Source organism: Martinezella sp. CNPSo 3957 (assembly GCF_057784395.1).
Genome location: NZ_JBXSOU010000007.1, coordinates 22,379 through 34,724, shown reverse-complemented (window position 1 = coordinate 34,724; position 12,346 = coordinate 22,379). Strand labels below are relative to the sequence as shown.

Genomic DNA, 12,346 nt, shown 5'->3' with positions numbered 1-12,346 from the left:
CCCTTTTGGAGCGTACTTCAATCCAACCTCGCAGGGTCGGCAATTGAAGAGCAAAGACAGATCGAAAGATCGGCACAAATCGCGCGCCATAGCGCGTATATAATCAGCGCGCCGATCTATTCCATTTCTGCGTTATTCTTACAATACCTTGGTATATATTGGCATATATATCATGTTTGTTCCAAAAATCGGAAGTTCCTCTAATATCTTCGGTGAGAATAGTTGCTAGGGTGCACTACTCAGCGCACTCTAGCGCAGCTGGGCAGCCACGTGCCTGGCTTCACAGGGTCTCCTTACGCGCATTGCCAGCGAGTCAATTTATATGCGCCATAATTGTCACAGCTACGCAGCCGAGATTCAACTTGCTGATCCTTTCTTTTGTCGAACTCCGAATATAGCGAGCCCGAGAATGACGAACACGCGAACTGTTTTCCCGTTGATCGAAATTGTTGCTAGGAGGGCTTGCGGATACATTCCCCTGGGGATTGTGACTGTCGAGCAGGCTCTCCATGTTCCGAACTACGAGAACGTCGAATTTTCACATCCGACGCAAAATGCAGTGGGCGACAAAGCCTATATTGATCACGGGCAACTGCGCGACGTGATTACGAACCTGTTCGAATGACTTCGTGATATTTAACCTCCAGAGCACAGCAGTCGATGCACGCATTCTATCTGCCTTAGTAGTGCATCCGGAATATTCCTCACCGGCGTCTCAAGGGCGCTAGACTTCAACTTCGCCGAAACCGCCATTTCTGATCTGAACAGACGCATTCAGACGCGATTCGTCGAAATCGCGGATGTCGCAATGCGCGAGAAATGGCACTCGCAATTGAAAGACCATCGATCGAGCTATCGAGGTGCAAAATTTCGTCTGAAACCGACTTTTGGAGATTCGAAATTCTCAGAGCACTGGAACATCCGATTGTTGAGACGCCATTTAGCGATTGGAGGATTTTATGCATAAAGAAGAAAGTCGTCCCCATGCAGAGTTGCGTGAATCGATCGCCCAACTCGCCGATACATGGGAAAAGATCGTCTTCGACTATGGAGCAGGTGCCGTCTGGAGCCAGAACGGCCTGGCCAGGCGATGGGCCGACAGTGAGTTTCCGTTCTTTAACGCCATTACGCTTCTTGAACCGCTGTGGAACCAGGAGTCGCTTGCAAAGCAGCTCCATGCTGTGAGCGAATATATGGATCATCGTGCGAGGCCCGGGTTTTTCTGGCTATTTGAGGAGCTTCTATCACCCGACATTCGAAGACACCTGCCATCACTGGCAAGCCAGGTCGGCTTGGAGATCGCAGACACCGGCTGCGGCATGGTTCTGGAAGGCGTTCCGCAGGAAGCTCACTCGCATCCTGAACTGACTTTTGCCCGTGTCACCAATGAGGAACAGCTGCTGGCCTTCGCGGATATCAACTCCCGGGCATACGAAATATCACTCGAACATGGGCGAGACGGTTTTGCCCGGTCATGGTTCTGGCGCAAGGACGCGTTTGCGTATCTCGGGCTGCGAGCCGGCGTTCCAGTCTCAACTGCCGCAGCAATCGAGACGAACGGACAGTTAGTTGTCGCACTGATTGCGACTGAGCCTGAGATGCGGCGCCGGGGATACGCAGAGGCCACCGTCCGAAAAGCTTTATATGAAGGATTCCGAGCAACGGGTCTCAGCAGGTCTTTCATGCATGCCACGCAAGCAAGCCTTCACATCCTTGAGCGGATTGGGTACCGCCCTACGTCAACGATCCGCCTCCTTAAGCGCGCCACCCGAGGCAGTGTCACCTACCTCCGAGAGATCAACCGAGCTCATGATTTCAATAAAGAGGCAGAGAGAATTTCGCTCGCACAGATTAATTAAGCGGTCGTTCGCCGGTCAAATACGAACGCACAACTGATCTTGGGAAGTGCGCGGGTCGGCTGGATTTCCCAGCCCCGCGCGCAAGCGCTGGGATCTAAAGCCTTCTAAACTGCACCTCGTTGACTGCCTCTGTACCGTTACGCTCCGGACATTTGATGCAGGTTCCCAGCAACTCCCATTTACTTAGATTGCAACGGTTAACTACCAGTAGCCGATGCACATATGCCTGGGCACTGAAGCTCTTATTCGGGCAGTGACCCCGTTTTCGCAAAGGAAAAAACCGAAGAACGGCAGCGAAGTTATTGTTCGTGCTTTACATCGTCCTTGTGACACTCGATAAGGTCGTCTGCTGGAAATTCCCTGCGAAATTTCCTGATGCCGGAGGCGATATCCTCCATCAAAGCGGGGATTTTGCCTCGCCCGAACAATAGCATGACAATCGCGAACACGATTAGCCAGTGCCATACGCTAAGCGATCCCATTTCGACCTCCACAATCTTTGTGCAAATTCTTCTTGCCACGATCGGCTTGGCGTCCGTAAACCCAATAACCAGCTGACACTTGTACCATAGAGGCTACCCGAGAGGCGATTTATGGAATTTATTCAGCAACACCAGGATCAGCTGCCGGAACGGCGATTGCGCGAGGAATAGCAAATTTCTCTGTGCGCTCCTGCAGCGATCACCAATCTGGTCGCCAGAGTCATCTCGAAATGTATCCGTCAAATTTCAGAACACCCGGAATTTTGTATCGCACTGTATAGCATTGCAAAAACAGATTACGGATCCCTCGCCAGGGGATTTCTTGGCTCCCCCTTCGCCGAGATATTTTTAGGTTTCAACCTCCGCCTTCGCCGGTAGCGGCACAACTCTAATGGAGGCCGTCAGCGTCTGAGTTCTCACCTTTGGGAGCGGCTTCATTGGCCGATCACCTCGCTTTGCTAAGGTCTACAGAAACGAGCCGACGATCGGAGGAATAGTAGTTGTCCGCCTCCGATCATTTGTATCGAAATGTAAGAAAAATGTTTTTGGATAAGATACGATACATAACCTCCTCCTTTCCGAAATGTTTTGGATACAGAACCTCTGTCTAGTTGCACGAACCGATGGCCGTATATTGCTTCCAGGGTATTTTGGAAGTGCCGCCTTGCCAATGACGGTTACATCCTCCCGCTGAAGGACCTCTGCCAGCGAGAATGACGACCAAGCCAAGCGCCCTGCTCCGGTCGAGAACATCCTTGATTAGTGCAGGCCCGTCAAAATTCGGATGAGTGTGTTGCTTGAAAGGGAGAGCTAGCTCGATGACAAATGGTATGGATCTCAGTCTTACCGGACGTGACGCTCGTCACGATGACCTATTCTTCTGTTTCCTGGCATTGGTAATAGGATGCGCAGTTTTCGTGATTGATGTGTTCACCCGGATCGAGGGAGCAGTGGCGGTGCTCTACGCTATAGCGCTTATGTTCGGTGCACAAACCGCCGATCGGGTCGGGCTTATCGTACTTTCAGCAACATTCGTCTGTCTTGCATTGGTTGGGCTTTTCATCAATCATGGTGCGACGCTCGATGTCGGAGCTCTCTTAAGACTTTCCGTTGCGCTAGCGGCCATTTTTGTGACGACAGGTTTGCTTCTACGCAACGCTCAAGCCCGCACCGAACTTCTACGAGTGAATGCCGCTTTGCGCGAAAGCGAGGCACGCTATCGTTCAATCTTTCATCGCGCGCGTATCGCTCTGTTGGAGCAGGACTATTCGAAAGTGCGCAATTATCTGATGGATCTCAAAGCCCGGAGTGTAACCAACATCAGCACTTATGCGCAAGCTCATCCAGATTTTTTTGCCGAATGCTTAGAGATGGTAGAAGTCGTTTCCTCTAACGAGGCGGCCAACGAACTTTTCTCATCATCACCAGCGCACCCGCTGCAAGGCCCACTGACAGCAAATATCTCATCCGATAGCCCGGTGGTTATGGCTCTCCTCCAGGCCATCATGGATGGCCTCACATATTTTGAAGGCCGTACGGAGGTGATCAGCAACACCGGTGAAATCAGGTCTGTATTGCTCAATGTTGGTCTTCCACACGATCCATCGGCATTTCATCGCGTCGTCGTCAGTATGATCGACATCACGCACCGCGAGGACGCGCGCAGAGCGCTTGCAGAAACTCAGGCGGCGCTCAGCGGAGCACAAACAGCGGCTACTGTTGGTATTCTGTCAGCATCGTTATCCCACGAGCTGAACCAACCGCTCGGCGCGATCAGTCTCAACTCTCAAACGTTGCTTCGCTGGCTGGACAAAGACCCGCCCGACCTCAATGCCGCGCGTCGCTCTGCGGAGCGCATAATTCGCGATAGCAATAGAGCGAATGAAGTTATTAAAACGGTACGCTCCATACTCTCGACCGAGCAGAAGGACATAGAAGAGTTTGATCTCAATGTTCTTATCGGTGAAACGCTGACACTCATGGAGCATGATCTTCAACGTGCGCGTACAGCGGTTGAAGTTATTCAGAAAGGTGAACTTACACCTATTCAAGGCGTCAGGATCGAGATGCAACAGGTGCTGATAAACCTTATCTCTAACGCGGCTCAAGCAATCAGCGCGGCCTCACCGAAGCGAAGACTGATAACCATCACTCTGGATAGTCAGGACCATAAGGAAACTTTACTTGTATCGGTCCGAGACACTGGCAGCGGTCTCGGATCGCAAGCTAAAGAAAAGATATTTTCTCCCTTCTTCACGACGAAGAAAAACGGAATGGGTATGGGTCTATCGATTTGCAGACACATGATCGAGGCAAGAGGTGGGTCGCTCAAGGCAAGCAACCACCCAGAGGGCGGCGCACTGTTTGAAATCCAACTGCCAAAGTGAAGATTGCCGACCGGGCATCAATTGCTTAGAACAGCGGCCGCCCTCACCCAGTGGCTCAACAGATCGTTGCCAACGAAACCCTTGGCCAGTGGCTTGATTTCAGTTCTGAGAGCGAACCGCGTCATGGGCTTTAGGACCGAACCGGCTGACGGCGCAAGCTTGATGGTTCGGCTTAATTCATGATGGTCCGGGAGCGCGTGACGTTCGAGGAGCGCCACTTGCAGCTGAAGTGGCGCTGGCAGCTGGGAGCTGCCAGACATAAATTTCTACCGACAAACCACGAGGAGAGGGAAACCGGTTGCCTGCTGCAGTTACCAGCCGTATCGGGAGCCGACGTAAAAGTCCGGAAAATTTGGTCCCCATGCACTCCAATCCCAGGCGGTGTCGCTATAGGTTTGGGCAGCCAGCAATTGCCGATTGGCGATTTTTTCTTGCAGCTGGATAGCTCGATAGCGATCGTAGGCCTTTTGGGAGCCAATATATAGGCAGTGGCAGTTTGCAGGATCGGCGTAAACGTAACTGACGGTTTTTCCATTGAGGCGTGTGAGGAACTTGTTAGGCGGCAGACGCGCCAACATTTGCTCCCGCTTCTTTGTATTTGCCGAGCGCACAGCAAATCCCGCCGCTGCCAAGCGGTCTTCCTTGTCCCGCACCCTGATCGCACTCGTTTGACAGGATGTCAGAGCGAGCATAAAGATGAGCGTGACCATACCCTTGACGAAGTACTTCGATTGTTTCGAGCGTTTAAATTCAGGCATTTCAATGTTCCTATGACAATTACGGCACACGGAACATGCGGCGCTCCCTTCCCAATTCAAAGTGATACATTCAGCTTAGGCACCTATCCTTCAGCATAGGTTTGCCGAATACCTTCGTCATGATGTTCTGGCATTCCGCGGCACCGTCGGACTCAGTCGACGCGCCTGCATGTGCGAACGCGCCCTCCCGGCTCTACAACGATACGAAGACCATTTTGGATCGATTGTAGCGCCCGCTTGCTCGCGATCATCACTAGAAGTGGCAGCGCTACAGTCCTGGTCCCGCGCACTGGAGGGGCCGGCAAAGGTTTGTGACACCGCGCGCCATGAGCGTAACCGCAAAATTGGCATGAGGTGCTGATAAGCTATAACTGAGAATCTCCGATCAAGGCCTTTTGCGAACAACACACCTATGTCCACATTGCTGCTGGCACCGCTGATTTGGCGCTCGCAGCCATCCGTCTAGAGCAGTTCATACTTAAGTGTAGTTACATAACGCGGGGCGTGGGTCTATTTTCCATTCATCGCCTCAACCACTCAATGAGGCGGGTAGCGCTTTCCCCGCTACCGGCTTCGACGTCGTCCCCTCCGCCGAAGCTCTCGATCCTCCCAGGATCTATGAAGGCCGTCTCCAGTCGCCCAGGAGGCGGCCTTTTTTTGAGAACCGCTGCGAAACAGGAGATGCGAGACCATGGCTTCGCACCGCGGCCCGCCACGGACGACAAGCCGGCTTGCCGATGGTACCCCGAGAAGAGATCGGAACCCCCAAAGCGTGCGTGACACCAGCTTCGCCACCGACCGTGCCGCTCTTCTGCGGCAACTTACGAAAGGAACCTCGTAATGATAGATCATCGCCCGAAGGGCATTGAACAATACGATCATCCCGCCGGCGGCTGGGGTGCCCTCAAAGCGGTCGCCGAAACACTCGCGCATCAACAGGTGGTGGCACAGGGTACCATAACGCTTCTAAAGGCTAACCAGCCTGAGGGGTTCGATTGCCCCGGTTGTGCTTGGCCGGATCCCAAGCACACTTCATCATTCGAATTTTGTGAGAACGGCGCAAAGGCGATCACCTGGGAATCGACAGCAAAGCGTTTAGATCCAGAGTTTTTTCGAAGCAATAGTGTTGCCAAGATTTGGAAGTTGACCGATCACGAGCTGGAAGACAAGGGCCGGCTGACGTCGCCATTGCACTACAACAGCGACACCGATCGCTACGAACCTATCGAATGGAGAGATGCCTTTAAACTGATCGCGGCGGAACTCAACAAGCTCAACGATCCAAACGAGGCGGAATTCTACACATCTGGCCGCGCCTCGAACGAGGCGGCTTTCCTCTATCAGCTCTTTGTCCGCGCCTATGGCACCAATAACTTTCCCGATTGCTCAAACATGTGTCACGAGGCCACGAGCGTTGGACTTCCGATGTCGATCGGGGTGGGAAAAGGCACCGTCACCCTTGAAGATTTCGACCATGCAGACGCAATCTTCAGTTTCGGCCACAATCCCGGAACAAACCATCCACGTATGATGACGACATTGCACAATGCATCACGTCGCGGCGTGCCAATCGTCGTCTTCAATCCGCTAAAGGAGCGCGCATTAGAGCGCTTCGCGGCACCCCAGGATCCCGTTGAGATGGCGACGCTCTCGGCAACACCGATTGCTTTCGCCTATCATCAACTACGCACCGGCGGCGATCTCGCGGCGCTTAAGGGTATAATGAAGGCAGTGTTTGAGCGTGATGCGGCCGAAATTGCTGCCGGAGGCCCGGGCGTGCTCGACAGACCCTTCATCGGCGCACATACGATTGGGTTCGAGTTGGTACGGGCGGACGTGGACGCGACGAGCTGGGACGAGATCGTTGTCATCAGTGGCCTCGCAAAGAATGCGATCGAGAGTGCGGCGAATGTCTACATAGCGGCCAGGAATGTGATCGTATGCTACGGCATGGGCATCACCCAACACACAACTGGCACCAATAACGTGCAACAGATTGTCAATCTGCTGATGCTACGTGGCAATATCGGTCGGCATGGCGCCGGTATTGCCCCAATCCGCGGGCATTCCAACGTCCAGGGTAACCGCACGGTGGGAATCACCGAGGTTCCAAACAAGGCCCTGCTCGATGGAATGGAACGAGCATTCGGCTTTCGCCCATCTGAGCTGAAGGGCCACAATGCAATCGAGTCAGTCGAGGCGATTATCGCCGGTGAATCCAAAGCGCTAATCTGCCTTGGCGGCAATCTAGCCGTCGCAATGTCGGATCCAGAAGCTACCTGGGAGGGAATGCGCAAGCTCGATCTAGCAGTCCATATTGCCACGAAGCTCAATCGCTCCCATCTCCTCACGGCGAAGACATCGCTTATCCTTCCCTGTCTCGGCCGGACCGATCTCGACACCCAGGCTTCGGGGCCACAGGCGGTCACGGTAGAGGATTCAATGTCGATGGTGCATGCCTCGCGCGGCTTCCTCAAGCCGCCGAGTGATGCCTTGAAATCCGAACCCGCAATTATCGCCGGTATTGCCAAGGCAACGCTCGGCGAGCGCTACGGCATCGATTGGGACGGGCTGATTGAAGACTACGATCGGATTCGGGAAAAGATCGAAATTGTCTTCCCGGACTTCCACGCCTTCAATAAGCGCGTGCGCGTGCCCGGCGGCTTTCGCCTCGACGTCGCGGCTTCCTTTCGTCGATGGAACACTCAAAGCGGCAAGGCAAACTTTTTTGTCGCGTCTGGCCTGAACGAAGATCCGGTGGTCAAGAACCCTGATGTCCTGATCCTCACGACGATCCGCAGCCACGATCAGTACAACACTACTGTTTACAGCCTCGATGACCGCTACCGTGGCGTCTTTGGCAGGCGCGACGTCATCTTTATGAACAAGGACGATCTAGTTCGCCTTGGTCTCAAGGACGGCGACCGAATAGACGTTCACGGCCTCATTCGCGCCGAACCGGGAACACATGTGGTCCGCGGCTTCACGGCGGTTGAATACAACATCCCGAGGGGATCGGCAGCCGGCTATTACCCGGAAATGAATGCCGTGATCTCCCTGCGCCATTTTGATCGTCTCTCCGGAACCCCTTCCTACAAGGGCGTGCCCGTTATCATTGCTGCCAGCAACAACTAAATCATCGAACCAGGAAATTTGCTTGCCGGTGTTACCGATGTAGGCCGTGCGCACGTGACTCAAGGATCCTACGCGAATTCGTCAAGACGCTACACGTTCCTCCAGCTCACCTATACCTACGTACGGTTCAATACAGCACCCGCTACGGCTAACATTTTTCCAGCAGCCAGCCAGAAACTCAGTTTGGCCTGAGGTCAGAAGCAAGGAATTCAAAATGTGCAGGGATTTCATCATGAACTTCGCCGTGTCGGGCGAGCACAAGCAGCTGATTGTGCCGGCGCACTTCTTTGTATTCCTGATTGAAGTGGCCATGGCAGGGCGTGGTCTTTTCTTCAGCCCTGACGATCGTTGTGTTCGCAGGTGCAGAGCTTTTTACCGGCACAGCCATGTGTATTCCGCTCGCGGTACGGACGGGGCAGGCATGGCTGTCGGACGTGCTACGCGTCTGCTTTAGCGCGTGAATCGGCAATCTGTTTGGCTTGGTGACGCTTCACTAAGATGTTTACCTTTTGCACGCCGCTTACCCGCAAATACCCGGCAATCGTTTCCCCTGTCGGCGCGATCCACAACCTGGTGTCGATTACGCTCGGCAATCTGATTGGAGGCTCGATCTTTATGGCACTTGGATCCTCGGTACAGTTCCACAGCAGCGGGCACCTTTCATTCGTACCGCCGCCGGTACCTGTTGGGGCTTCTGCAGACCACAGGGAGAAGTGAGACCGTCATGGCAGATCAGCCCTGTATTACCAGTCTTGCACTGTCGCAGCCGTCCAGTCGCACACCGGTCGGGGAGATGCAGAAGCCAGTCCAACAGCCTTCAACTGTCGCAACGACCCTCAGGCGCCTCACCATCCCCTTGCTCGCAGTGATCGCCGCCGGAGTTGGTGTTGCTGTCGCCATGGCAGATTGGAACCGCTGGGTGGCAGACGCAGCCAGCCAATCAACTGACGATGCTGTCGTCAATGCCGATATTTCCACCCTGAGCGCGCAAGTGAGCGGCACGGTACTAAGCGTTCCCGTTGGCGACTATCAGCGGGTAAGTAAGGGTCAGTTACTAGCGCAAATCGACCCCCGCGAATATGATGCCGCCGTCGAAGTCGCCAAGGCAAACCTGGCGTCTGCCAGTGCCTCGCTCGCAAACCTCGAGAACGAGATCAAATTGCAGAAAGCTGTCATCGATGCGGCATCAGCGCAAAACGCATCGGCGCTTGCCTTGCAGACGCAGACGGAACTTGAGTTCCATCGGCAGACAAGTCTAGGTGATGCCACCTCGCAGCAGCAACTTCAGCAGGCGAAACTGGCTTATCTCCAGGCTCAGGCCGGCGCGAAATCGACCGCTGCCGCGATCGATCAGCAGAAAGCCCAGTTGAAGGTGCTCGACGGACAGGGCCCGCTTCTGCGCGCGCAGGTTGGTGCCGCACAAGGGAATCTCGACACGGCGGTGATCCGTCAGGGGTATGCCAGCATCTTCGCTCCCTTTGACGGGGTCCTTGGTCGCAGTCTGATCCATAAAGGCGATTTCGTTGCAACTGGCACGACCATCAATTCGGAAATACCGCTTCCAGACGTTTACGTCACAGCGAACTTCAAGGAGACCCAGGTGGCCCGTATCACCGCTGGGCGCACGGCAAAAATCACCATAGATACATTTCCAGGTCAAACGCTCCGCGGCAAAATTTCCAGGCTCTCGCCAGCAAGCGGCGCTATCTTTGCACTGCTTCCGCCGGACAATGCGACCGGAAATTACACCAAGGTTGTGCAGCGCATACCGGTCAGGGTCGATCTTGATCCGGGCCAGCCGCTCATCGACCAACTGCGACCCGGGATGTCGGCCATCGTCAACGTCGACACATCGATGAACACGGATGCTAAGCCATGAGCGCCGCGTCGACTGCCTCGGGGCCGATGACGAACGGCACGACCGCCAGCCGCCCCTACCTCGTTGTTGCTGCCCTTTTGCTTGCGTCCTTTGTTGTCGGTTTCGATACGAGGGTTTTTACGGCCAGCTTGCCGGACCTTCGCGGTGCCTACTCCTTGGGGGTCGACGAAGGGTCCTGGCTTAGCACGGTCGCCAACGCACCACAGATCTTCATTTCATCCGCAGTTGCATGGATTGCTACCGTTTTCGGCGTCCGCCGCGTGATGGTCCCCTCAAGTCTCGTCTATGCCGGCATCTCATATTCCATCCCAATAGTGCATGACGGAACAATCCTGTTTGCCCTTCATGCCATACGGGCGTTATTGCTCGGCGTGTTCATCCCGGCGACGATCATGGTGATCTTCCGCAACCTTGACAAAAAATACTGGTTGGTCGGAATTGCCATCTACGCGCTTCGCGTTCCGCTCTCGCAAAATCTCGGCTTCGTCCTCGTCGGTGTTTGCGGTGATTATCTCGGCTGGCAATGGGTGTATTGGCAGGACGTTGTAGTCGCACCTCTTATCGCACTGCTGCTCATCCTCGCTGCTCCGAAAGAAGAGATCGACGTCACTCTGCTTCAAAACGCCGATTGGGGTGGCATGCTGCTTCTCGGCTCATCGATGACGATGCTCTACATCGCGCTCGACCAGGGAAACCGGCTCAACTGGTTTCAGTCGGGTATCGTCACGTCGCTTGGAATCGGAGGCGCCGTTCTGGCCAGCGGATTTTTCATCAATGAGTGCCTTGTGAAGTCTCCCTGGGCTCACACCGGCGTTATTCTATCGCGGAACATTGGGACGGGCTACGCTGTCATCATCGCCTTCACGCTCTCAAGTTCGGGCGAATCGATTATCATTCCCGCCTTCCTGCAGAACGTGGTCGGGCTTAGACCGATTTCCATTGTCGAACTCTACGTTATGGGAGGCGTCCTTCCCGTTTTCGCGTTTATTGTCTTGGCTGTCTATCTACAGCGCCGAATGGATGCCAGGCTGGGTATCGTTATCGGTCTAGTCGCGATGGTGATTGGATCGCTCGCTGGCTCAAGGTTGACCGTGGAGTGGTCGCCTCGGAATTTCCTGTCGGTCGTTTTGCTACTCACTGCCGGCCAGTCATTCACGTTCTTCTCGACGGTCGTTTATCTGCTGGCGAACACCGATCCAAAGCGAGCGACCGCCGCTTCCGCTTATATCCAGGTGGTACGGCTCGGGGGCGCGGAACTGGCAGTCGGCCTCTTCGATACCTGGCTGCGGCAGCGCGAACAGTTTCACTCCAACATTCTGGGCGGGTCGATCGCGGCTTCTTCGCGAGACCTCCATGAAACGCTTAATAGGCTGCAAACCCTATTTGGAACATCTGCGCGGGCGACCATGGAAGCCTTGTCAGTGGTGGCGACCGAAGTCCGCACACAGGCCGACGTACTTGCCTATGCGGACGGCTTTGTGCTCTCGTTCTGGTTCGCCATTACCGGTCTACTGCTCGTCGTTTTTATGGGTCCTACGCCATTCGGTCCATTGCACCCCGATTTTCAGCGCAAGGCGACCGAGGCAGCGGTGCAGGAGAAGGCAGTTGCGTCCGCATCGCAGACCGGCCCTATGCGTAGATTGGGGACAGACTGAAACAAGAAATGCTCGCAAGCCGCGCGCGAGTTGATGGGGACATAGGCAAAGAGGCCCGACACTCTCAGGCGCTCGATCATCTCTGCCAAAGCATTGACGGACTACATTAACCACCCAGCTCCCGGCCCACAACCGAGTTTCCTGCCTTTCGGCCCAGATTTCAATCCAAGAGATATTGCCAAGCCGGTATG

The 12,346-nt window shown here is 54.6% G+C and carries 10 protein-coding genes; 7 read left to right on the top strand and 3 right to left on the bottom strand.

The features are described from left to right. The first annotated feature begins 409 nt into the window (after positions 1-409). Both AC13QE_RS17405 and AC13QE_RS17400 read left to right on the top strand, forming a co-directional pair. Positions 410-625 carry a hypothetical protein gene (locus tag AC13QE_RS17405; RefSeq protein WP_488484606.1) on the top strand — a complete coding sequence of 72 codons (216 nt, stop codon included), beginning with the start codon at positions 410-412 and terminating at the stop codon, positions 623-625. Positions 626-959: 334 nt separating this feature from the next. Then, positions 960-1,859, top strand: coding sequence for a GNAT family N-acetyltransferase (locus tag AC13QE_RS17400; protein WP_488484605.1), 900 nt, complete (start codon positions 960-962; stop codon positions 1,857-1,859). A 299-nt stretch (positions 1,860-2,158) separates the two neighbouring features. Here AC13QE_RS17400 and tatA read toward each other — a convergent pair whose 3' ends face one another. Beyond that, positions 2,159-2,341: a twin-arginine translocase TatA/TatE family subunit gene (tatA, locus tag AC13QE_RS17395; protein ID WP_488484604.1), complete on the bottom strand. Its 183-nt coding sequence runs from the start codon at positions 2,339-2,341 to the stop codon at positions 2,159-2,161. Between the two features lie 818 nt (positions 2,342-3,159). Between tatA and AC13QE_RS17390 the strand changes: the two genes are divergently transcribed. Beyond that, entirely contained in the window at positions 3,160-4,728 is a 1,569-nt protein-coding gene (locus AC13QE_RS17390; protein ID WP_488484603.1) for a sensor histidine kinase, read from the top strand. 311 nt (positions 4,729-5,039) lie between these two features. Here the strand turns inward: AC13QE_RS17390 and AC13QE_RS17385 are convergent, their stop codons facing one another. Continuing rightward, on the bottom strand, positions 5,040-5,486 hold the full coding sequence (locus tag AC13QE_RS17385) for a hypothetical protein (protein ID WP_488484602.1): 447 nt from the start codon (positions 5,484-5,486) through the stop codon (positions 5,040-5,042). An 840-nt stretch (positions 5,487-6,326) separates the two neighbouring features. On the opposite strand from AC13QE_RS17385, the gene AC13QE_RS17380 reads away from it, so the two are divergent. After that, complete coding sequence (locus AC13QE_RS17380; protein ID WP_488484601.1) at positions 6,327-8,621, top strand: FdhF/YdeP family oxidoreductase; 2,295 nt, start codon at positions 6,327-6,329, stop codon at positions 8,619-8,621. 178 nt (positions 8,622-8,799) lie between these two features. Here the strand turns inward: AC13QE_RS17380 and AC13QE_RS17375 are convergent, their stop codons facing one another. Next, complete coding sequence (locus AC13QE_RS17375; RefSeq protein WP_488484830.1) at positions 8,800-9,009, bottom strand: hypothetical protein; 210 nt, start codon at positions 9,007-9,009, stop codon at positions 8,800-8,802. Here AC13QE_RS17375 and AC13QE_RS17370 point away from each other — a divergent pair. The 3 genes from AC13QE_RS17370 (at position 8,942) to AC13QE_RS17360 (ending at position 12,155) form a co-directional block, all read left to right on the top strand. After that, a complete protein-coding gene (locus tag AC13QE_RS17370) occupies positions 8,942-9,082 on the top strand; it encodes a hypothetical protein (protein WP_488484600.1) in 141 nt (46 codons plus the stop codon). The genes AC13QE_RS17375 and AC13QE_RS17370 overlap by 68 nt on opposite strands. A gap of 263 nt (positions 9,083-9,345) precedes the next feature. After that, complete coding sequence (locus tag AC13QE_RS17365) at positions 9,346-10,500, top strand: HlyD family secretion protein (protein WP_488484599.1); 1,155 nt, start codon at positions 9,346-9,348, stop codon at positions 10,498-10,500. Then, positions 10,497-12,155, top strand: a complete 1,659-nt coding sequence (locus AC13QE_RS17360) for an MFS transporter (RefSeq protein ID WP_488484598.1) — start codon at positions 10,497-10,499, stop codon at positions 12,153-12,155. The genes AC13QE_RS17365 and AC13QE_RS17360 overlap by 4 nt, the downstream gene beginning before the upstream one ends. Positions 12,156-12,346 lie beyond the last annotated feature (191 nt).